Consider the following 22,721-nt stretch of genomic DNA (forward strand, 5'->3'; position numbering starts at 1 on the left):
ATTATCTGAACTGTATAGACGATGAAAATCTACAACCCTGATCAACCGCTATTCTCCTTACATATTCCAAAAACAGGAGGTTCTAGTCTGGAATATGTTCTGGCGACTTGGTTTAACAAAAGAAAGTTTCCTATCTTAAGAAACCGCCCAAAACTAGAACGAATACTATCCATTGGTAGCCTAGATTTTCAAATTCAGAGAACCTTGGGGTGCGGCTTTTACTTTCATTACAAAAATCATAGAAGAAATGAAGTTCCACGGAGAGTTCCGTTGGGGAAGACCTATGGCTTCTTAAGACCGACAAAGCAACCCGAGTGTGTTCACGGCCACTTTAGTGACTATAACACTGGAGAAAATGTGTTCGATTTTTACCCCGAAGCCAGCCAATTTATTATGGTTTTACGAGATCCTCTAGAGATGCATATCTCTTTGTACCACTATACAAAGCGAATGATTGAGGATAACTCTTTATATTGGAATGGGCAGAAACGAGATGAATTTCAATTTAATAGTTTGGATCAATGGATTTTGGAAAGAGATTTCTTCCTTCTAAAATCACTACCATGGAATTTAAAAGCCGAAAATTTTAAGGGTATTATTGATAAGTATTTTGTTCACGTCTGTGTCTTAGAGAACTTTCAAGAATCTCTTAATAAATTAGCTGATAAGTTGGGGTTTGAACCTGTAAAAATTCCTCAGGTCAATACAACCCTCAGGTGTGAGATGTCGTCCAGTGAGGCTGCTATTGCTTTTCGGGAAAAGTACAGCCTCGAGTATGCGATTTATGACTATGCTAAAACCCTAAGTTGATTATGCCTTTCTAAGCAAGATGACAAATGGAACGGTCACTGAACAATGAAGCTTCTTTACTATTTGCCACTTAGCTATGGGGGAATTGCTCGTTACGCCCATGAGCAGGCAAATGCTTTGGTAGGTTTGGGGACCGAGGTGTATTTGCTGACAACTGCCAGTTATCCAATCGGGCCGGAATCAAATTACAAAGTTTTGCCTTACTTGCAAGACCTGTGGAGCAGCCAACGATCCTCAAATAAAATTACTAGAGGTATTCAATACATTCGTGTAACTCTATTTAATATTCAACAATTAACTCAAACGATTCAAAAGCATCCATTTCAGTCCATCTTATTGGGGAGTTATTCAGAGTATCTGGCTCCCCTATGGTCTGGCTCTTTAACTCGATTAGCAAAGGAAGGAAAGACTTTTGGAGCGATTGTTCATGATCCCGTAAGGGATTTTGTAGTGGGGCCATATTGGTGGCATCGCTGGTCTATTGCCTGTGGCTATTCCTTCCTGCGAGAAGCTTTTGTCCATGAAGTCATTGCCCTAGAAACCGTCCGTCCTATGCCACAACTCCGGACAACTGTAATTCCCCACGGGCCATATCCTTTTCCATCTGTACCGATGTCTCGCGAGGAGCTGAGGCGGCGGTTTAGCTTGCCAGTAGAGGCCAAAGTTCTACTTGCCTTTGGCCATATTCGGGATAACAAGAACTTAGACCTCGTTATCCAGGCGATCGTCAATATTCCTGATATCTATCTCCTTGTGGCTGGCAAGGAGCAATCGAGCCAGCAGAAACCTGCTTGGTATTATCAACAACTGGCGGAAAAGTGTGGGGTAGGCGATCGTATCCGCTGGCACCTGGATTTCATTCCTGATATTGATGTAGCAAGCTTCTTTACCGCAACTGATCTGGTGCTATTGACCTACAGTGAGAGCTTTCGATCCGCCAGTGGAGTCCTGAATACAGCAGCGGTATTCCGCAAACCCTGTTTGGCTTCTAGTGGTGAAAGCAATTTGAAATCTGTAGTTGAACAATACAAGCTTGGCTTCTGGGTGCAGCCAGATTCCGTGAATGCCATCCAGCAAGGGCTGCAAACCTGGTTACGGGGCTCCCTGGAACCTTGCTGGGATGGCTACTTGATGGACTATTCCTGGAAAACGAATGCTGAACGTGTTCTGAAATCAATGTTGTAAATCAACTGCTACGTATGCTCATGGAGCACACCATCCTATGTCTACGCTTAAGATTCTGATTGAACTCAGTTGGCTTGTACAGATCAGGCGATCGCGTTCGGGTTGCCTATCGAGCCATCTTTCTTCCAGGAATCACAATTGAGGAGGGGGTGGCTGTGGGTGCAAGAACTGTCGTAATTAAAGATGTGGCACCTTACACACTTGTTACTGGCAATCCGGCACGTGCCCTTGGAGAGCGATCGCCCAATTTTGCATATACCCTCAATTACAATCCCAGGCTTCTTTGAAACTTCAAGAATCTCCTGGGCAGCAAGAAACGATGGAAATGTAATTCATTAAGAATGAGTATTAATCAGCAGATTGATTTAGAAAAACAGCCCGAAGGCAAAATACGGCATAGATTTACGTTGATTGATGGATTGCGTGGAATAGCTGCATTAGCCGTTGCTGGATACCACTTTTATCTGGGAAGCCCGTTACATGAACCCCTCTCTAAAGTTATTCCTACTCCCTTTGGCTTGCTGTTATCGTATGGCTGGCTGGGCGTAGAAGTTTTTTTCGTTATTAGCGGGTTTGTTATTGCCTATAGCTTAAGAGAATCTGAGATCACACTGGCTTTTCTGGGTAACTTCGCACTACGCCGCATTTTGCGCCTGAGCCCTCCTTATTGGATAACGATTGCTTTAGCTCTTTTTATTAAAGGGGTTTCCAATCTAGTTCTAAGTGATCGCATTGCTGCCCTGCCATCATCAAGTGTGGTTTTGGCTCACATTGTTTATCTTCAGAACGTCCTCAATATGGATAATATTGTGCCCGTTTTTTGGACACTTTGTCTGGAAATTCAATTCTACTTTGTATTTATTATCCTTATAAGTATTGATCAGCGCTTGTCTAAAAAGAAATCCAATTTATCTAGTTTTTTCAGTCCTTTACTCTTTTTTGTTTTGTTTCTTGGGTCACTGATTTTAAGGACAACCTCTCAAGAGTCAATACAATCATTTTTATATCCCTACTGGTATATGTTTTTTATGGGTTCCTTAACATGGTGGGTGTTGGAAAAGAAAATTCATACAACTTTTTACTGGCTTTATATTGCCATAATGATAGTGCCCCTAGTCCATCACTGGGATATTCGAATACTGGCAACCTTAATTACTGGCTTAAGTATTTATCTTGCCTCTTTAGGAAATCAATTAGATCATTGGTTGGATAATAGATGGCAGCAGTACCTCGGCAAAATTTCCTATAGCTTTTACTTAGTACACATTCCTATTGGAATGAGCCTTATTAATGTTGGTTATCGTTTAAGTGGTGGTTCTTCTGTAATGGCCTTAATTTGGTTTTTTCTAGCTTTCCTTGTTAGCATTGCAGCTGCTCATTTTATTTATCAATTTGTTGAAAAGCCAAGCTTAAAGCTGAGCCAAAAGTTTAAATTTGATACTTCATCGATTTAGTTTGAAATCTGGCCGACCCTTGTCTTAGATCAGATTTTGATGAGTATGAGGGACTTTTTTGCCAGCTGGAAAAGATAGATATTCCATTTGTTGGAAACGACTCACTTATGACATGGAAGCTAACAGTTGGCCAGATCATGCAATATAGCTACAACCAGATGGTTGGTAAAATTCCTTCTCGTACCATCCGCAATGCTTATCTAGAGATATATTTGGGAGGCATGGGAACAGGTGTTTCGGTGCAACTGGGATGTCGGTTTTTAAATGGAAGAAAAGTATATTTGGGCGATCGCACCATTCTCAATTTTGGCTGTTTATTTGATGGCCGAACTTACCCCATTCATATTGGTAATGATGTATCGATTGGCCCTGAAGCGACTCTTCTGACCCTGGGGCACGACCCATACTCTCCGGATTTCGCCGACAAGGGTGGAGAAGTAGTTATTGGCGATCGTGTCTGGATTGCCTATCGCGCCATCATCCTCCCAGGAATCACGGTTGGAGAGGGGGCGGTTGTGGGTGCAGGAGCCGTTGTCACCAAAAATGTTGAAGCTTACACTATTGTCGCTGGAAACCCGGCACGAGTGATTGGAAAGCGATCGCCTCATCTAACCTACACTTTGAACTATAAACCCTGGTTGCTGTGACATTTAACGGGTCTTGTATGTGCGCTGTTGTTTTATCGTGGACCACAATTGACAGCTAGTAGCCTTCATCTATGGGGAGTCCATAAGGAATCGATCGTCATGTCACCCTTCGCAAATATTGGCAAACCTATTTTAATTGCTAGCCATCCCCGTTCAGGCACTCATCTTACGATTGACTTGCTACGGAAACAGTTTCATGAATGTGCATCCTGGAAATATCCGGGAGAGTCACTAGGACATCTTTATCTACCTTTAGAGGGGCTAACAGTATCTACCCAGAAAATGGAGCGTGCAATGGCATTAGGGGTTCTTCAACGTAGCCAAAGACCTATTCTCAAAACTCATGATCACCCCACTTTGACGGCGCTGTCTCAGCAAGACCCAGAGTGGTTTGATTGGATTAAAACGGAAGCGACTCGATTATACATTTTTCGAGATGGGCGGGATGTTCTATGTTCGTTTCATCTTTATATGCAAAGTTTCCATGCCCCTAGTCGTTGCTCTCTGAGTGAGTTTTTGCGGCAACCAGATCTCAAACGCACCTGGATTCGACGGTGGGTTGAGCATGTTGAGCGCTGGCTAGCCGAACCGGATGTTACCCCATTGCAGTTTGAAAAAGTTTTACGCCAGCCGTTTGAAACCTTAACGCTCCTGGGTCAAGTGCTAGATTTAACCCCGAAATTTCACGAACCCCTGTTACCTCGGCCCTACCAAAACATTTGGCAAAGCCGCTGGAACCGCCTTACAGCTCAGCGACCAGAGAGCACAGCAATTTTGGGATTTTACAAAGGACAAAAGAAACAGCGGTGGCAGCAACACTTTACCCGAGCCGATCGCGAGTTTTTTCACCAGGAAGCGGGTGCCCTATTAATTCGGTTAGGCTATGAATCATCTGATGACTGGATTGATCGGGAGTCTCGACCGAACCTGCCACGGCATTGAAATAATACTCGTCTGGAATGTACACGGTGCTATGCACTGTGTACATTCCATATTTCGGTTCTATAGTTATTGAATGGGATTTGATATAGCAGTCCTAAATTATTTGTGAAATAAGTTGTGAGAGAGGCGGGCTTTGCTCGCCTCTCTCACAACTTATTTAGTAGTGCTATATTCCATTTTGCATCAAACTCTAAAAGCCTAGCTTTGCCGTCGTATCACGATGACAAAATTAGGCTTTTAAAGCTTAGTACAAGATGTAAAACTAAATGATCGACAAATTATTCAAATTGCCGGTATAGCCCGTAATCTCGACAATGGCATCCGTTGTGGCGGAAAATCCAGCTGTCGCATTATTGAGGGCGACAAAAGTACGAGTCCCAACAGTGAAAACCGCAGCTCCACTGGCAGAGAAATTGCTCGTTGTTAGTGCTGCACTGATTCCACTTTCTGTTAAGGTCGCGATCGCCCCTGCATTAAAAATTCTGGATGAATCTACGGCTGTAGGCCCATCAATGGAATCGATACCGATCTCCAGATCAGTGACGTGATCGATGTTACTTAACAGTGAGTCAGCTAAATTAAACCTGAACGTGTCAGCCCCAAAACTACCTGTTAGCAGATCGGCTCCGACACCGCCCACGAGAGTATCATCCCCATTTCCACCAAAAAGGTGATCGTTGCCACCACTGCCATTGAGCAAATCGCGGCCACTATAGCCTACGACGATATCCGCATTAGCTGCTCCAGTCAGGGTATTGTCCAACCCGTCACCAGCAACAACCCTGGCTGTAGCAAAAACGCTACTATTGCCTGCAACATCCATTGCTCTGACAAGAACAGAATAATTACCTCCGACCAGGCTGCCAACTGCATCAAAGCTCCAGCTACCATCACCTGTGGCAATAGTGGTTCCTAGCGTTGTACTCCCTACGTTGATGAATACTGTACTACCTGCCTCAGCTTTACCTGTCAGGGTTAGAGTGTTTGTCTCACTCGTAGTGGCATAGCTACTAATAACCGTGCCGGTTGGGATCGTGGTATCCAGGGTGAATACAAGGGGAGTAGGCGTTGAGGTTGAGGTGTTACCGACTACGTCGGTTTGACGCACGATAACTTTCTTAAGGCCGTCACCCGTTAGCGTGAAACTTGCGCCAGTGCCTGTAATCCAATTTTGTCCTTCGTCAATGCTATATTGCCAGGTTCCACCCACCTCGATCCCGGCTACATAAACCAACCCAGAGCGAGTAATTTTATCTGCGTTGGAGATGCCAGAATCCGATGCCAAATAGAAATTTGGAGTATTTGCGATGGTGTCTACGGTAAGACCCCGGTTTGTAGCCAATACACTTTGATTGCCAGCCATATCCTTAATATGAGCTGTAATCACATAGTATCGATCGAGCAAGGCGGTAGACGTTAGCGAAACACTTCCGTCGGCAATATCCTGGTTGGTCAAAACCCTGGTTGCGAGCACAGTAGAACCATTGATGAGCTGTAAAACATCGCCTGCACCGTGACTATTATTCAAACCAATGACAAAGGTTGGGGTTGTATCATCTGTGCGACCGGCGTTGGCAACAGAACCCTGGATAGAGCCCACATCATCTATTACGTCGATAATTGCAGGAGCATCTGGAACCACAGTATCGATATGCACTGAGCGAGTAACTGTGGAGCTGATGTTACCAGCATCATCTTGTGTTGTTACGCTGATAGTGCTGAGGTCTGTGTTACTACCGGTAGGGATTTCTGTTGAAGGGAAGACACGGACCCACTTTCCATTGGTATCTGTCCGGCTGGTAAGGGTCGTTTCACCCCAAACAATCGTGACATAGCTATCGGGCTCAGCGGTGCCGTATAGGACAACCCCTTTCATCTTTTCTGCGTAGTTAACCTGGTCGTCGTATGAAACGACATTAATAGTGGGCGCCACAATAACCGTATCAACCTGGACGGTACGGCTGGCGATCGCACTCACATTGCCAGCCGCATCTTGGCTAGAAACATTAATCACTGTCGACCCATCATCAGGTATTTGCTCTGGAGTGAAAGCTTGGCTCCAGGCTCCATTTGCATCAGCCTGAATGGTTACCGTGGTGTTGCCCCAGCTAAGACTAATAATGCTATTAGCTTCAGCGGTACCTGAGATTGTAGTACCCTGGCCCTTCTCATCCAGACTGATGCGGTCATCTCCAGAAACGATCGCAATAACGGGTTTTTCTACAGTAGTCGTATCGATGCTAAAAGGCTGAGAGATACTGGAAGTCGTATTTCCGGCTCTGTCGGTTGATAGAACCGTGATAGTTTTGCCTGTTCCTTCTCCCAACACGGTCAGGTCAGCGTTGGTAAGGGTATAACTCCAGGTTGTCCCACTGACAACGGCATTTCGAGTTTGCCCACCCATAATCAGGCTAACTTGAGAGCCTGCTTCCGTAGTACCCGTGAGCTCAACTCCGGCTACAGCTTCTGCAACGTTAATGATGTTATCCGTTGCGATCGCCCCAATTGCTGGAGCTACGGGAGCTGTCGTATCACGGGTAAAGGCAACGGAAGCCGGATTAGAAACATTGCCAGCCTGATCAACTTGCCGAACCTGAACGACATAATCACCATCCGTAACAGGTGTCAGATAGACAGAAGACCAATCACCGTTGTTGATCTTATACTCAACATTTGCATCCGGCTCTATTCCAGATACCGTTAAGTTGGCGTCATTGGTAATGTTGTCTCCGGAGCTGCCTGAATCGTTCGTCAGGGCGATCGCCAGAGCATTGGGGGCAATCGTGTCGACGGTAAAGTTGAGAGGGGTGACGACAGAGACATTACCTGCTACGTCAATCTGACGGACCTGAACTGTGTTTAGCCCCTCAACGGGAATAAAGCTAGTTGTCCAGGTATTGCCGCCATTCAGGCTGTACTCAATCCGAGCACCATTTTCTGCGGTGATAGCCAGCGCTCCATTGCTGGTGATGCGATCGCTATTAGATGTACCTGTATCCTGGACCAGTGTCACTCCTGGAGCCTGAATAGTAGTATCCAGGGTAAAGGAAAAGGAGGTAACCGTAGAGGTATTACCTGCAGCATCTATTTGCCGCACTAAAAACGTATTACTGCCCTCAACAGGAGTAAAACTATGGGTCCAGGTTCCACCTCCATTGAAGCTGTACTCAATTGTTGCCCCGGTTTCAGCCGCAATGCTCAGGGCTCCATCCCTTGTGATTTTGTCACTGCTGGAAAAGCCCGTATCATTGGCCAGTACCACTCCCGGAGCAATGATGGTTGTGTCTAACGTGAAGCTGAAACTGGTAGGGTCAGAAATATTGCCAGCTGTATCAGTCTGTCTGACCAGAATGGTGTTGTTGCCTTCTACAGGGGTGAAGCTGCCGATCCAGGTTTGACCATTGTTGGTGCTGTACTCGATCATGGCTCCAGTGACAGGTGTAACCGACAGGACACCATAGTTGGTGGTTTTATCGCTATTGGAAGTGCCTGTGTCATAGACCAAGGCAACTTCTGGAGGTAGGGCGATCGTGTCCAGGGTGAAGCTGAAACTAGTAGAGGCAGAAATATTACCAGCCGTATCAGTTTGCCGTACCCAGACGGTATTATTGCCTTCTACAGGGGTAAAACTGCTCGTCCAGGTTTGGCCATTATCGGTGCTGTACTGAATTGTGGCCCCATTTTCAGCCGTAATGGCTAGGTCGCCCTTGTTGGTAACTCTATCAATGTAGGAGCCTGTATCGCTGCTTAATGCAACACCTGGAGCCGCAGCAAAGGTATCAAGGGTGAAATTGAAGGGGTTGGAGGTGGAGATGTTACCTGCCAAGTCTGTTTGACGTACAATCACTGACTTGGCACCGTCACCGCCCAGTGTGAAGCTAGTGCCAGAGAAGGCTGTCCAGGTTTGACCATTGTTGGTGCTGTACTCGCGGATGGAACCTGCTTCCAATCCAGAGACGTTAACGACACTAGAATTGGTGATGCGATCGCTGTTGGAGCTACCAGAGTCAAGGGCCAGGCTCAAGGCAGCTGCCCCTGGAGCGGTAGTATCGAGGGTGAAATTGAAGGGGTTGGAGGTGGAGATGTTACCTGCCAAGTCCGTCTGACGCACAATCACTGACTTGGCACCGTCAGCACTCAGCGTGAAGCCAGCGCCAGAGAAGGCTGTCCAGGTTTGGCCGTTGTTGATGCTGTACTCACGGATGGAGCCTGCTTCCAATCCAGAGACGTTAACGACACCGGAGTTGGTGACGCCGTCACTGTTGGAACTACCAGAATCAAGTGCCAAGCCCAATGTGGAAGCAGTCGGAGCGACGTTATCAAAGGTAAACGTAAAGGTTGTTGAGGTAGAGTTATTGCCAGCTACGTCAACTTGTCTGACCAGAACGGTGTTGCTTCCCTGTGCTGGAGTAAAGCTGCTTGTCCAGGTTTGACCATTGTCGGTGCTGTACTGGACAGTAGCACTTGTCTCCAAATTGGATAAGGTGAGTGCCGCATTGTTGGTGATCCTGTCCGTGTTGGAGCTACCCGTATCATTTATAAGGGCAACGCCTGGAGCAAGAGCAATGGTGTCAAGGGTAAAGGTGAAGCTGTTACTAGTGGCAGTGATGCCGCCATTGTTGAAGGAGGCAGTAACGTTATAGGTACCATTAGTGCTTAAAGTAGGAGTCCAGCTCCAAACTCCGCTTGCATTTGAGGTTACTGTTGCCAAACCTGAAGCTGCCCCAGTGTAGTTAATAGTGATCTGGGTGTTGGCCGGAGCTGTTCCACTAAAGGCTGGTGTAGTGTCGTCGGTAGTAGTACCATTAGCTGCTGCTGGGGCCTGGATAAAGCCAGCATCATCATTAAAGCTATTAACTGTGACAAAGCCAGTGTTGTAGTAAACACTAGTACCGATGTTATATGCACTAGCAGTGTTCCAGTCAATGTTGGACTCACTAACTGAAGTTGCGCTTTGTCCTCGGTAATTAAAGCCACTATTACTACTTGTTGGAAAACTGACGACTGCTCCACTATAAGGCCTAGAAGAGGCGGGGGCATTGGGATTGGTAGTTCCTTGCCAAAAGGTGAAGTAAAAACTGCCGTTGTAGTTTCCTAGAGCATTCATTAAATTGAAGCTACTAGTGAAAGACGTACCACTACCCGTATTTCTGAAGGACTGCCAATATAATAAAGTTCCGTTAGAACTGTAGATGGCCATCAACAAAGATGCACCAATGCTACTTGTTGTGTCGAAACTGTAGTTGATGTTAACGTTTGATGCGTCAGTAGCTGTGAAAAGAGTATCTGTCGGAACTGTGCCTGAACCCGAGTTGGAACCAGGAATAGGAGTACTAACACCATTAAGGGTCAGTGAGGTAATGGCTAGAGTGCTTTGATATGTCTTTAGAGCTTTGCTTGTGAAGGGAGAGAAACTAAGCTTCTGATTTAACTCCCAACTACCTCCTTGCTTTGAGGATCCTACTTTGTCAGGGGATGCAGCAACTTTGGCTTTAGTTAAGTCTTCCAGGGTGGCAATGAAAGATGGATCTGTGGCAACTTCACAACTGTAGAGGGCAATTTCTTCTACCCCCCATTCCTGTAATAGATGAGCTTGTGCTTCTAGCTGCTGCAAATTCAGTGGCTTTAAACCAATATGAACCACTCCCGGTTCACCGTGGGCCACGATCGCCAATCGCTTTGCCCCTGTTTCTGCTAACCACCGAGTTATGGCCGAAAGCGCGTCAGTCTGAGGATGCAGCGTGTAAGCAATAGTTTCTGGCAACAAACCCTCGTAGAGTACTTCCAGGTCCGCTACACGGCTATCAAACACAACTAGGGTAGGCGCCAGTTGAGTCGGGCGATCGCCCACCATAGTTTTCATACAAGATAAGCCAGAGGTAATTTCCGGTTGAGGGGAAAGGGTGCATACATTGCTACTATCCATCGCAAAGGCGTATGGATTAAAACGCAGGGTCTCAGATGACAGAGAGTCCATAAATACAATCCTGGCTAGAGATTAAGGGCAAATTGACAGCAGCCCAAATCTCAGGAACGGTTAAAACCATCCCTACGATGTGGGTATTATGGCAGTGCCCCAAGTCGTGGTCTGAAGAAAGTACTTTGATGCCTGGCTTAATGATTTGCCTCGCCTGCTTTCAAGGTTTTAAGTCTTCAAGGGTGAAGACTCAGGAGATGCAAAAACCTTGAAACAGTGGGTAGTCGCCCTGGAAATTACGGAACTGAGGTAGGTGCAGCCAGAGGTTGGCTACGTACATCATAGTAATAGTATCTATGGGAATAAGTGAAGCCTATGTAAATTTATTGATTTTGAGGATGAATCTTAATTGGGACTTATGCATTTATGTTGTGGTTGGGGTGCTTCACACCCTAACCACAACATAAATGCTCTAGATATAAACGAAAAAAAGGCGGCTTAAAGGCCGCCTGTCTAAGTCAAGGAAGATACATCTATTCCAGATACCCCGATGGTTAGGCCTGTACTACGATCGCTCAGGCATTGCCTCTGGTTGCACCGTTACGGAGACAGTTTGACCATTGCGTCGTACTTGGAGGGGTAAGTTACTGCCAATGGCTGTGCCTTCAACGATTTCCTGCACATCTTCGGATTTGGAGATGTCGCGATCGCCCACCCGAAGTACTACATCTCCAGCTCGTAGTCCTGCTTTTGCCGCTGGGGAGTTCGGCATTACTTCTAGAATCAGTACCCCTTTATCCTCTTGAACCTGGAAGGGTACTTCATTGCTTTCGTTAATATTCTGCTTCAGCTCTGGAGTCAAGGTTGCCATTTGAATTCCCAGGAACGGGTGCTCAACCTTCCCGGTGGAAATGAGTTGCTGAGCAATGCGCTGGGCCGTATTGATAGGAATGGCAAAGCCCAACCCCTGAGCATTGGCCCGAATGGCTGTATTGATTCCAATGACTTCACCCCGCTCGTTTAGAAGCGGCCCACCAGAGTTTCCAGGGTTGATGGCTGCGTCTGTCTGAATATAACTCGCCCGTTGGTCGGGAACTCCTACCTGAGCGCTGCTGCGGCCTGTGGCGCTGATAATACCTGCGGTAACGGTGTTATCCAGGCCCAGGGGGTTACCGATGGCGATCGCCCACTCTCCAGGCTGGAGCTGGTCTGAGTTGCCCAGGGAAACAGTGGGTAAGTCTGCGGCTTCAATTTTGACTACGGCTACATCCGTGACACGGTCTTCCCCAAGGACTTTACCTTCAAACGTGCGGCCATCTCGTAGCGTAACTGTAACCTCATCGGCTCCATCGACGACGTGAGCATTGGTCATGATCACACCGTTCTTGTCCACAATGAACCCTGAACCAACGCCTCGCTCGACCCGCGAACCTTCTGAGGGGAGGCGATCGCCAAAGAATTCTCGGAAGCCTGGATCGTTAAAGATGGGCGGTAAATTCTGACTGACTGTGCGGGAGGAGTTGACGCGCACTACCGCTGGGCCCACGCGCTGGGCGGCATCAGCAATAAAGTTCTCGCCGTTCCGACCGATAGCTGAAGTAATAGGGTTCTGAGCGGTTAATTGACTGACGACGGGTTGGGGAGCTGGGTCCGAAAGGGCCTTGGAATCCAAGAAGCGCTCGCCCGCTACGACTGCCCCCGCTCCCAGTAACACAAGGGATAGGTAAACCAGGGGTTGTTTACGGGAGGAGTGAGAATCGTTCATAGGGGTAGGATTGTTCGTTCGTGAATCATCTGCGACATTGACTAGTCTAATGAGGAATTATGTCAGTCAGGTGTCGGCTTCGTCGCATCTATATGTCTCTCTCCAGAAACTCAAAGTTTCTTTTGTATATGAGCGGGTGGAGGGCGATCGCTCTCTACTCGCTCATTCGCGCCTAAAAAACACACCTGTTTCTTTCATATGTCGCCAAGTGAGAAACCCATATCTTGCACTAAAACCCAGAACCGTTGTTTTTTCGTCATGAAGCGACGAAAAAACAACGGTTCTGGGTTTTGACCCTAAAAAAGGTGCAACATGTGAGTCTTTTTAGAACACGATAGGGCATCCTAGTGCGAGGTCCAAAATCCCGCAAAATCAGGCTTTTGCTGCCGAAGCTGCCTTCCCACAAGGTTTTAGAGGCAAATGAACACTTTGTCATGGGAATGTCACATCAGCACCATCGCAAAGACAAACAGAATCCCTACCTTAAGAAGTACAGGTGAATGAATGCGATAGAGGTGCGATCGCTTTGCCAGAGAGGCTCTACGGCAAACTCTAGCGATCGGCCTCTTTTTTTTCTAAATCACTGCGTTCGCAAAACTATAGCTTTCGCCTTCTTTGTGGGAAAGTGCGCCTCTGCCAAAGCTCAAGGCGACAGAAATAAGGAGAGAGTAAGGCACGTACCTCGCTCTCTCCTTATTTCGCTGGTTTGGGCAATTGCCACATTAACGTCAACTGACCAGGTAGCCGTTAACCCGTTTACGATGCTGCCGTAGCTTGTTAAGGGCATCCCGCTCAATCTGACGGACACGCTCACGACTGATATTCATTCGGGCACCAATCTTAGCCAGCGTTAACTCTTTGCCATCTTCAAAGCCATACCGTAAACACAGCACTTCCTGCTGTTGAGGGGTTAGATGGCTCATCAATTCTCGGAGTTCCTGACGGAGGATTTGCTGAGTTGTGTAATCTTCAGGGGATGAGGATTCATCTTCCAGCACATCAATTAACTCAGTATCCTGCTCATTGCCCACCCGCATTTCTAGAGAGACGGGTGCCCGACTATGGCTGAGATAGCGCCGTACGTCGGGTTCTGGAATATCCAAAATGTGAGCGATCTCTGCATTTGTGGCAGGCCGTCCCATTTGTTGCATCAAATCCCGCTGGACGGCACGAATTTTGGTGAGTTTTTCGGTGATGTGGATGGGGAGGCGGATGGTGCGGCTTTTTTCAGCGATCGCCCGAGTAATGGCCTGACGAATCCACCAATAGGCGTAGGTTGAGAATCGATAGCCTTTGCGGGGATCAAACTTCTCAACGCCGCGCACCAGACCCATCGCGCCTTCCTGGATGAGGTCCATCAAATCCATCGATGCTTTGTCGTATTTCTTGGCAATGGATACCACCAGGCGCAAGTTTGCGGTAACCATCTTATGCTTCGCAGCACGACCCAGTGCTAGCGCAGATTGTAACTCTTCAACGGTCAAATTTGCAGATTCTGCCCATTCTTCCAGGTTGGGTAATTGCTGGGAGCGTTTGGCTAAGGATTCTCTCAGCTCTTCTAACTGCATAAGGCGCTGCACTTGCTTGCCCAGATAAACCTCTTGCTCTTTGCTTAGAAGAGGAATACGCCCAATCTCTTTCAAGTAGGTGCGGACAATATCAACCGTAGATGAGGACTGAGTCATAACGAATGTTGCGCTCTGTAATTAGCGTTCTAATCGGACGGAGCGAGGCTCGATATAGTTCGAAGGCTATTGTATGGGGTATTCTACAAGGGCTTAATAGACCCTAAGAACTAGATTTCACAAGTTGACCTCCATCATAAGATTGAGCTTTAAATGTCTTTTTCTAGACTGGTTCTTTTTGAACTCTATCTCTATAAATAGAAGTATTTTTAATAGCTAATAACGTGCTAAACCAAAAATAAAATCCGAGCTCTATTATAGTTCTTTTGTGCTATTGCGGAGTAGTTCCGATGGCTGAAATCCCTATGGTGAATACGTTATATGTATTCACCCATGATGAGAATTTCAGCGCACACAATACTTTATAAGAAAAACAAAATTTGAATAGGTCATATTTAGCAGGATGGCCCCTACGGAATTCCCACTATTCTGTATGCCAATTCAATACAAGTAGAACTTATACGTTTCTATTAGATATGTAATACATCGTACTTAGGAGATTTCTGGGAAACAATATCCCCATTATTTGGAAAAAAGGCGCGGCGAAGCCGCGCCTTTTTTCCAAATAATGGGGAAGTTCTTATCTGGAAATCTCCTTAATAGAAATGTATTCAGTTGGCAAGAGCTATCAATACATCTCCAGTTCGGGGTAAGCCTAAATACCTATTTTGATGATGCTCTGTATACACCGCCATTCTAAACAGCCCTTAACCCAAACTCAGGTCAAATCTGACAAAGAACAGGACTTATATATTTATGTTGTGGGTGGAGTGCGAAGCACCCCACCCACAACATAAATATATAAGTCCTGAAAAAACACAAATACAGAAAGTGCGTGAGGCCATGCCCCACGCACCTTATTTCTATTCCTACTCAGCCGAAGCTGATACTAAGCGAAAGAACTAGAAGGAACGACGGTTATAGTTCCGACCACCGCCACCACCGCTGGAAGCTCCTTCTGTGCGAGGACGAGCTTTGTTAACCCGCAGGTCACGGCCCATCCACTCAGCACCATCAAGAGCCGCGATCGCCGCATCCTCTTCAGCATCCGATGACATATCAACAAATGCAAAGCCACGGGGACGATTGGTTTCCCGATCAACAGGAAGGCTGATTCGGCCAACTTTACCGTACTCAGCGAATACGTTAGTCAAATCTTCTTGCGTAACGTTGTAGGACAAATTACCAACATAAATAGACATGAGTCATCTCCGTCTGAAGAACAACGTGTAGCGAGTTAAACGGAGATGAAACTGGAATCGAATCGAAATTGACAGGAACCAAGCTAAGTCTTCCGAAAACTACTAACTCTCCCAACGTAACACACATACAAGTATATAAACAGTGTTTTGAAACTTTTAAGTCTTTAGATAGGGAAGAAGTAACAATTTTCGGAGAAATATCTGACTTAAGACAGATAGTTAGGCCAGAAATTCTTGCAAGGCAGGGACGAAGTTTAAGTTTTCGTGGCCAGGACGGCTCAGCTTGATCAGGGCGAAGCGTTGGATGGGGGTGAAGTCCGCCCATTGCTCCTGAGATAGTAATGCACCCACTTCAGAAAGTTTGTCTTGAACAGTTGTTGGCAAGTTGCTTGTATCAAGCCAGGCAGGATGAGAATCAACAGGCAGTTCTCCAGCGGGTTCCCCGTTGTACTGGGTTACGAGTTCTTGCAGGTAGGCGCGATAGTTGGCGATCGCCTCTGCTGTATCACAGGGCATGACCACCAGTTGTTGCCGTTCTTCCTGAGAGAACTGATGCCAGTGTTTTAGTTTCAGCTTTACCCCACAAGTGTCGAGCTTGTAACGTACTTGCATAGGAATGCAACGCAGGGAGGCTACGAAGTCTGCCTCAAATTGAAAGTAGACGTCTTGAAGCATGGTCATTGTGTAAATCCTGAAATTGATCATAGTGAAATTGCTGTAAGGATGAGAATTGTAGTTCTGAACTTCAGTGCAGGACAAAACCTCTAAACCCAGATTTTTTTGTTATAGGGACTTCGCCCCTATAACAAAAAAATCTGGGTTTAGAGGCAACATGCTCGCCGTTTTCTCAAGCCTTTGAGAAAAACGGCGAAGATATCGTTATTCAATTCACGGTCTTCAATGAGATAACGCTGGGGCAGCCTGATCGAGTGTTGCTTCCTGAATCAGAAAGTCCGATTCAATCTCTTCAGAATCGCCTTGTAAGGTGATAGGAACGAGCTGTACGGCACAGGCTTTTAGTTCGGGTTCCAGAGATTCGGGACAGACGGCGGGATGGGTTAAGGTGTTGACTTCGGCTTGATCGGCCCAGAGGGTTCCCCAATGCATGGGCATGAAGACGGTGCCGGGGGCGATCGCCTCGGTTACTTTCGCTTTCAAACAGGCCATGCCACGGCGCGATCGCACCTCTACCCATTGCCCATCTTCGATATCCTGCCGTCGCGCATCTTTTGGATGGATCTCCAAAAAAGGTTGAGGATGCATCAACCGCGTTTTCTCAATCCGCCCAGTGCGGGTCAGGGTGTGCCAGTGGCCGTAAAGTCGTCCATTAGTCAGAACCATCGGGAAGTTTTCGTCGGGAGGTTCTGCTAATCCACGAGAGTGATAGGCTGCAAACCGGGCCCGACCGTCTGGTGTAGGAAATTTGTGGTCCGTATAAAGCCGCTTAGGGCTGTGACCTGTGGAACTCGACCTCTTCTCCTGCTCAGTACCCTCTGCCTGCGGCCATTGAATAGGGCCATGTTTCAACGTTTCATGGGTAATGCCCGATTGGTCACAAACGCGTCCCTGTGTGAGAGCGGCAAATTCACAACGCACCTCAGCAGAGGTTTGAAATTGAAAATATTGCTCAAACCCCAGTCGCCGTCCCACTTCTGCGAAGATGGCCCAGTCAGCGCGGGCTTCTCCGGGAGCGGGGCGATAGGACTGGCAGAGGGTGACCATACGCTCGGAATTGGTCATGGTACCTGTTTTTTCACCCCACTGGGCTGCGGGTAGCAAAAGATGAGCGTAGGCAGATGTTTCTGTTGGGTAGTAAGCGTCCTGGTAAACGGTGAAGGGCGATCGCTGCAATGCCTTCTTCGTTCGCTCCAAATCTGGCAGACTTACGGCTGGGTTTGTCGCAGCAATCCACAACAAGCCGACTTCATCTTGCTCTAACCCGCGAACCATGCTCGAAACATCGCGGCCTGGTTCTGGAGCAATTTGTCCGCCAGGCAACCCCCAGAAGGCTTCCACCTCTGCTCGATCTACCGAATTTTTGACACTGCGGTATCCCGGCAGCAGGGAAGCTAGACCTCCTGCTTCGCGGCCTCCCATGGCGTTGGGCTGGCCTGTCAGGGAAAATGGCCCACAGCCCGGCTTGCCAATGGTGCCGGTCATCAAGTGCAGATTGATCAGCGTGCGGATTTTGGCGGTGCCTTCCGAGTATTGGTTCAGACCCATAGACCAGAGGGAGAGCGATCGCGCACTCTCGGCCCACCATCGCGCGGCTGTTTCCAGGTCTTCCCGCGCGATGCCACAGCGGACGGCAACGACATCTGGAGTGTAGTGATGGGTAACCTGCGCGTACTCCTCAAAACCATTGGTGTGGTTCTGGATAAAGGATTGGGCGATCGCTCCCCATTCCATCAAGAGATAGGCAATACCATGCAGCAAATCAATATCCGTACCGGGACGAATGGCCAGATGTAAATCTGCGGCTTCTGCGGTGGGAGTGCGGCGTGGATCAACCACTACCAGCTTCATTGCTGGGTTGCGCTTGTGATACTTCTGCAACCGATTAAAAATGATCGGATGACATTCAGCCGTATTTGTCCCAATCAAAAAAGCGTGATCTGTTTGTTCTAAATCGTCATAACAGCAGGGAGGCCCATCGGAACCCAAACTCTGAATGTACCCGGCTACTGCTGAGGACATGCAAAGGCGAGAATTTGCATCAAAATTATTCGTTCCCAGACAACCTTTCATCAACTTCTGAGCAACGTAATAATCCTCCGTCTGGAACTGCCCAGACCCATACATGCAAATACCATCAGCTCCCAAAGTTTGCCGGACGCGCTGAATTTCTTGCACAATCCGGTTTAACGCCTCGTCCCAGGAGACACGCTGAAACGGCTCGTCTAGGCTGTTTCGCAACATGGGGTAGAGCAGCCGATCTTTGTCCAAAGCTTCAGCAATGGTGGCTCCTTTGACACAGACCATACCCTGGCTGGAAGGATGGTTGCGATCGCCGCGCACTTTCACCGTGGGAGAACCCGTCGGTACGACCTCCAGGCCACAACCAACACCACAGTAAGGACAAAGAGTTTTGGTGGATTCAGACATCAGACCATCCACAACAAATGATTAAACAAAGCTCTATGACTCAAAGTCCCCCTTTGAGGGGGATTTAGGAAAATACTCGCAATTTGAATCAACGATCAAGCTTATTCGTCATCGTGAGCAAAACGGCGATACAGGAAGTCCAGCGCATAGTTCCGCAATTCGTAGAACCGTGGGTCTTCCATAATATGTGCCCGTTTCCGAGGACGGATAAACGGAATATCAATGATGTCACCAATCGTAGCTGATGGACCATTGGTCATCATGACTAAACGATCTGCAAGAAACAGGGCTTCGTCAATGTCGTGAGTGATCATCAACACAGTGCAACGGTGTTCCTGCCAGATGGTGAGCAGTTCTTCTTGAAGTTCCTCTTTGGTGATCGCATCCAATGCACCAAAAGGTTCATCTAACAGCAACATTTGTGGACGAATGGCCAGCGCGCGGGCGATCGCCACCCGTTGCTTCATCCCCCCGGAAAGCTCATGGGGACGCTTGTTCTGGGCGTCCATTAGACCGACCATCGCCAGGTGTTCGCGAGCAATCTCTAGCTTGTCCTTTTTAGACTTCTTTGGAAACGCGGCGTGGACGGCCAGAAACACATTCTCTAGAGCGGTCTTCCAGGGCAGCAAGGAGTAGTTCTGGAACACCATCATGCGATCCGGGCCAGGACGGGTGATCGGCTGATCCCCCAGGTATACACTACCCAGGGTAGGTTGGGTGAATCCGGCCACCATGTTCAACAGGGTGCTTTTGCCGCAGCCTGAGTGACCAATCAGACAAATAAATTCTCCTTCTTGTACCGTCAGATCCAGATTTTCGATAACTGGATAGGGGCCTTTGGCTGTGGGATAAACCTTCGAGACGTTTTGAACCGACAGCAGGGACTGCGTCGGCATTTGACCTTGGATTTGACTGTTAGGGAGAGTCTGCATGGTAAGTCGTAAGTAGTAGACGAGGGGTAGGGGCAGTGGGGTCGGCCCCTACCGTTATGGATCAGGCTGCGATCGCGGGTGCATCTAACACAATTTCTTCGATGCGAATGGCGTGGTGGAACGGCAAACTGTTCAGATACCCAATCGGATCATTCGGATCAAACAGGGTTTCATCGAACACCTGGAAGGGCTTGGGTGCCGTTTCCAGATCGGGGATTCCCAGATCCCGAGCGGCAGCGCTGAACAGATCCAGTCGCCGGGTGCGGCCTACGACTTCAACCCAGTTTTTGGGGAAAGGAGTAATGCCCCAGCGAGCCAGTTGGGTCATAATCCACAGCGCCTCGCCCCAGTCTGGGCTATTGGCCCGATTGACAAAGAACTGGTTGTATCGGGGCATGCTCTCAGGCTCGGCCTCTGCACTCCGCAGGTAGGGATCAATGAAACCGAGGCGAGTATAGGTCGGGTCAGACCCAACATACTGTGGCAAACACAGCAAATCGAGAATTTCTTCGCGGTGACGGCGATCGTCACAGTATTCGCAAGCTTCCATCAAGGCTTTGATCAGCGCCAGGTGGGTTTCGGGTTGTTCATTAGCCCATTCTTCCCGCACACCCAACACTTTCTCAGGGTGACTGGGCCACAGATCCAGACTAGTGGCTATGACAAAGCCCAGGTCTTCATGGATAGCACGGGCATTCCAGGGCTCCCCAGCGCAGAAGCCGTCGATGTTGCCGGCCTTCAGGTTCGACACCATTTGGGCCGGAGGAATGACCGTCAAGCTGACATCCTGGTCAGGATTAATGCCGCCGGAGGCCAACCAGTGACGCAGCAGCAGGTTGTGCATGGATGCCGGGTGAACGACGCCAAAGGTAAGGCTGCGATCGGGGGTTTGGTTCAAAACCGCCTTCAAGTCTTCTAAGGTGCGAACGCCACGACGCTGTAGGTCTTTGCTGAGGGTAATGGCATTACCGTTGCGGCTCAACACTAACCCGGTGACCACAGGTGCAGGCGCATTGTTTCCAATGCCCAGAGTTAGACCCAGAGGCATTCCGGCGACCATCTGAGCGCCGTCCAGCCGTTTGCTGGCGATCCCCTCGGCGATCGCTCCCCAACCCGGTTCCCGGTTCAGGGTGACTTCTAACCCGTACTTCTTAAACAGTCCTTTTTCCTGAGCAACGACCAACGGTGCACAGTCCGTCAAAGGGATAAAGCCAAGATCCACCGTTGCTTTCTTGGTGCCAACGCTTGCAGCTACAGGAGCCTGCTGGCGACGCTTGGCCCGCTTCTGCTGATTCAGGAAGTAGATGATCTCATTCCGCAGCGCGTAGTAGCTAGGATGATTGACGACTTCTAATCGATGGCGGGGGCGGGGAATGGGAACGTCCAGCACCCGGCCGACGCGAGCTTCAGGGCCGTTGGTGAGCATCACGACGCGATCGCTCAGCAACAACGCTTCATCTACGTCATGAGTCACCATGATGCAGGTAGTGTGGCTCTCCTGGCAGATTTGCATCAGTCGCTCTTGCAGGTTGCCACGGGTCAACGCATCCAGCGCCCCGAAGGGTTCATCCAGGAGCAACAGTTTGGGACGGATAGCCAGGGCGCGGGCGATCGCTACCCGCTGTTTCATCCCGCCGGAAAGTTCACTAGGATACTTGTCGCGAGCCTGACGTAATCCCACCATATCGAGGTGGTGTTCGACAATGCCGCGTCGCTCACCCTGGGGTAAGTGGCTCATGGCAGAATCTACTGCCAGGGAAATGTTTTGATAAACCGTTTTCCAGGGCAACAGGGAGTAGTTTTGGAACACCACCATCCGGTCAGGACCAGGTTCATTCACCTCGCGGCCTTCCAGAATGACTCCGCCCGTTGAGGCTTGTTCCAGACCAGCCACGATGTTTAGCAGCGTCGATTTACCGCAACCGGAGTGGCCGATGAGGGAGATGAATTCTCCCTGCTGAACGGTCAGGTCGATGTTCTTGAGGGCAATGTAGCGATCGCCATTGGGTAATGCGAACACCTTATCGACGTGGTCAATATCAACAAACGTTTTCATGGCACAAGCCTTTGGATGTGGATTGGCGAGGTTAATGTCGAGCCGTTGTTAATTAGGGACGGCCACCGGGAATAATGCGGTTCGCAATGAAGACCACGAGCTTGTCCAGTACCAGGCCCACGATTCCTACATACACCAGGGCCAGAATAATTTCACTAATCAGTGAGCTGTTCCAGGCATCCCAGATGAAGAAGCCAATGCCGACACCACCAATCAACATTTCTGCCGCAACGATCGCCAACCAAGACAGACCCACTGCAATCCGTAGACCTGTGAAGATGTAAGGAACAGTCGCCGGGAAAACCACATTCAGGAAGTAATCTTTCTTCGACAGACGCAGCACCCGTGCCACGTTTTTGTAGTCCTGGGGAATTTGTTGAACACCAACAGCGGTATTGATAATGATCGGCCAGATGGCGGTAATGAAGATAACGAAAATCGCAGAGGGTTCACTGCTTTGGAATGCAGCCAGTGAAATGGGCAACCATGCTAGAGGAGGTACCGTTCGCAATACCTGGAACATGGGATCAAGCGCATCGTAGATCACAGCGCTGGCGCCAATCGCAATACCGAGAGCAATACCGGCAACGGCTGCTAACGAAAAGCCAATGAATACCCGCTGTAAACTGGCGAGAATTTGCCAGAACAACCCTTTATCTGTACCACCGTTATCAAAGAAGGGATCGATGATCAGTTCCCACGTATCTTGCAAAACCGTAATCGGGCCAGGGAGGGGCGCATCTGGGCTGAGGCAAAGCAGTTGCCAGAGGGTGAGGGCAACGAGGAGGGCGATCGCCGAGGTCAAAAACTTCCGTACATTCTGAGGCAGCCGGGACAGCAGTGTTGCGAGTCCATTACTGGAAGTAGTCCGGCGATAGGTGCTGGTAGCCATAGTGCGATTGGGTAGAGAAAGACAGTAAGAACGACACAGTCATCAAGGAAATTCTTATGGGGTGGGCCTTCTGACCATCTGAGTGGGCAAGATGCCCACCCCACAATTCATTCAATCCACACTCTTAGT

At 48.5% G+C, this 22,721-nt stretch carries 14 protein-coding genes; 5 read left to right on the plus strand and 9 right to left on the minus strand.

What is annotated here, in order from left to right:
• Positions 1-21 precede the first annotated feature (21 nt).
• From NDI52_RS14070 to NDI52_RS14090, 5 genes are all read left to right on the plus strand, one after another.
• The gene (locus tag NDI52_RS14070) at positions 22-810 is read left to right on the plus strand and encodes a sulfotransferase family 2 domain-containing protein (RefSeq protein ID WP_190773041.1); all 789 of its coding nucleotides are present in this window, start codon (positions 22-24) and stop codon (positions 808-810) included.
• Positions 811-855: 45 nt separating this feature from the next.
• A complete protein-coding gene (locus tag NDI52_RS14075) occupies positions 856-1,995 on the plus strand; it encodes a glycosyltransferase family 4 protein (RefSeq protein WP_190773042.1) in 1,140 nt (379 codons plus the stop codon).
• A 341-nt stretch (positions 1,996-2,336) separates the two neighbouring features.
• A complete protein-coding gene (locus NDI52_RS14080) occupies positions 2,337-3,449 on the plus strand; it encodes an acyltransferase (protein ID WP_190773043.1) in 1,113 nt (370 codons plus the stop codon).
• Between the two features lie 107 nt (positions 3,450-3,556).
• A complete protein-coding gene (locus tag NDI52_RS14085) occupies positions 3,557-4,096 on the plus strand; it encodes a DapH/DapD/GlmU-related protein (protein WP_190773044.1) in 540 nt (179 codons plus the stop codon).
• A gap of 99 nt (positions 4,097-4,195) precedes the next feature.
• On the plus strand, positions 4,196-5,038 hold the full coding sequence (locus NDI52_RS14090) for a sulfotransferase domain-containing protein (protein WP_190773045.1): 843 nt from the start codon (positions 4,196-4,198) through the stop codon (positions 5,036-5,038).
• A 262-nt stretch (positions 5,039-5,300) separates the two neighbouring features.
• Here NDI52_RS14090 and NDI52_RS14095 read toward each other — a convergent pair whose 3' ends face one another.
• From NDI52_RS14095 to ntrB, 9 genes are all read right to left on the minus strand, one after another.
• Positions 5,301-11,015 carry an Ig-like domain-containing protein gene (locus NDI52_RS14095; RefSeq protein WP_190773046.1) on the minus strand — a complete coding sequence of 1,905 codons (5,715 nt, stop codon included), beginning with the start codon at positions 11,013-11,015 and terminating at the stop codon, positions 5,301-5,303.
• A 505-nt stretch (positions 11,016-11,520) separates the two neighbouring features.
• Positions 11,521-12,720 (minus strand): HhoA/HhoB/HtrA family serine endopeptidase, encoded by a 1,200-nt coding sequence (locus NDI52_RS14100; RefSeq protein WP_190773047.1) that lies wholly within the window; start codon positions 12,718-12,720, stop codon positions 11,521-11,523.
• 728 nt (positions 12,721-13,448) lie between these two features.
• Entirely contained in the window at positions 13,449-14,405 is a 957-nt protein-coding gene (locus tag NDI52_RS14105; protein ID WP_190773048.1) for an RpoD/SigA family RNA polymerase sigma factor, read from the minus strand.
• Positions 14,406-15,307: 902 nt separating this feature from the next.
• Positions 15,308-15,607 (minus strand): RNA-binding protein, encoded by a 300-nt coding sequence (locus NDI52_RS14110; RefSeq protein WP_190773049.1) that lies wholly within the window; start codon positions 15,605-15,607, stop codon positions 15,308-15,310.
• A gap of 219 nt (positions 15,608-15,826) precedes the next feature.
• The gene (locus tag NDI52_RS14115; protein ID WP_190773155.1) at positions 15,827-16,282 is read right to left on the minus strand and encodes a nitrate reductase associated protein; all 456 of its coding nucleotides are present in this window, start codon (positions 16,280-16,282) and stop codon (positions 15,827-15,829) included.
• Between the two features lie 222 nt (positions 16,283-16,504).
• Entirely contained in the window at positions 16,505-18,712 is a 2,208-nt protein-coding gene (locus tag NDI52_RS14120; RefSeq protein ID WP_190773050.1) for a nitrate reductase, read from the minus strand.
• 101 nt (positions 18,713-18,813) lie between these two features.
• On the minus strand, positions 18,814-19,644 hold the full coding sequence (locus NDI52_RS14125; RefSeq protein ID WP_190773051.1) for a nitrate ABC transporter ATP-binding protein: 831 nt from the start codon (positions 19,642-19,644) through the stop codon (positions 18,814-18,816).
• A 61-nt stretch (positions 19,645-19,705) separates the two neighbouring features.
• The gene (locus NDI52_RS14130; RefSeq protein ID WP_190773052.1) at positions 19,706-21,700 is read right to left on the minus strand and encodes a nitrate ABC transporter ATP-binding protein; all 1,995 of its coding nucleotides are present in this window, start codon (positions 21,698-21,700) and stop codon (positions 19,706-19,708) included.
• Positions 21,701-21,752: 52 nt separating this feature from the next.
• A complete protein-coding gene (gene ntrB / locus NDI52_RS14135) occupies positions 21,753-22,592 on the minus strand; it encodes a nitrate ABC transporter permease (protein WP_190773053.1) in 840 nt (279 codons plus the stop codon).
• Between the last annotated feature and the right edge of the window lie 129 nt (positions 22,593-22,721).

It is taken from the genome of Leptolyngbya sp. PL-A3, from assembly GCF_039962325.1.
In the GTDB taxonomy this organism is placed as follows: Bacteria; Cyanobacteriota; Cyanobacteriia; order Elainellales; family Elainellaceae; genus Vacuolonema.

Excerpts from the sequence above, each read along its gene's own strand:
- NDI52_RS14090 (WP_190773045.1), top strand. The coding sequence starts at position 4,196 with ATGTCACCCTTCGCAAATATTGGCAAACCTATTTTAATTGCTAGCCAT.
- NDI52_RS14100 (WP_190773047.1), bottom strand. The coding sequence starts at position 12,720 with ATGAACGATTCTCACTCCTCCCGTAAACAACCCCTGGTTTACCTATCC.
- NDI52_RS14110 (WP_190773049.1), bottom strand. The coding sequence starts at position 15,607 with ATGTCTATTTATGTTGGTAATTTGTCCTACAACGTTACGCAAGAAGAT.
- NDI52_RS14130 (WP_190773052.1), bottom strand. The coding sequence starts at position 21,700 with ATGAAAACGTTTGTTGATATTGACCACGTCGATAAGGTGTTCGCATTA.
- NDI52_RS14070 (WP_190773041.1), top strand. The coding sequence starts at position 22 with ATGAAAATCTACAACCCTGATCAACCGCTATTCTCCTTACATATTCCA.
- NDI52_RS14115 (WP_190773155.1), bottom strand. The coding sequence starts at position 16,282 with ATGCTTCAAGACGTCTACTTTCAATTTGAGGCAGACTTCGTAGCCTCC.
- NDI52_RS14105 (WP_190773048.1), bottom strand. The coding sequence starts at position 14,405 with ATGACTCAGTCCTCATCTACGGTTGATATTGTCCGCACCTACTTGAAA.
- NDI52_RS14075 (WP_190773042.1), top strand. The coding sequence starts at position 856 with ATGAAGCTTCTTTACTATTTGCCACTTAGCTATGGGGGAATTGCTCGT.
- NDI52_RS14095 (WP_190773046.1), bottom strand. The coding sequence starts at position 11,015 with ATGGACTCTCTGTCATCTGAGACCCTGCGTTTTAATCCATACGCCTTT.
- NDI52_RS14125 (WP_190773051.1), bottom strand. The coding sequence starts at position 19,644 with ATGCAGACTCTCCCTAACAGTCAAATCCAAGGTCAAATGCCGACGCAG.
- NDI52_RS14080 (WP_190773043.1), top strand. The coding sequence starts at position 2,337 with ATGAGTATTAATCAGCAGATTGATTTAGAAAAACAGCCCGAAGGCAAA.
- NDI52_RS14085 (WP_190773044.1), top strand. The coding sequence starts at position 3,557 with ATGACATGGAAGCTAACAGTTGGCCAGATCATGCAATATAGCTACAAC.
- NDI52_RS14120 (WP_190773050.1), bottom strand. The coding sequence starts at position 18,712 with ATGTCTGAATCCACCAAAACTCTTTGTCCTTACTGTGGTGTTGGTTGT.
- ntrB (WP_190773053.1), bottom strand. The coding sequence starts at position 22,592 with ATGGCTACCAGCACCTATCGCCGGACTACTTCCAGTAATGGACTCGCA.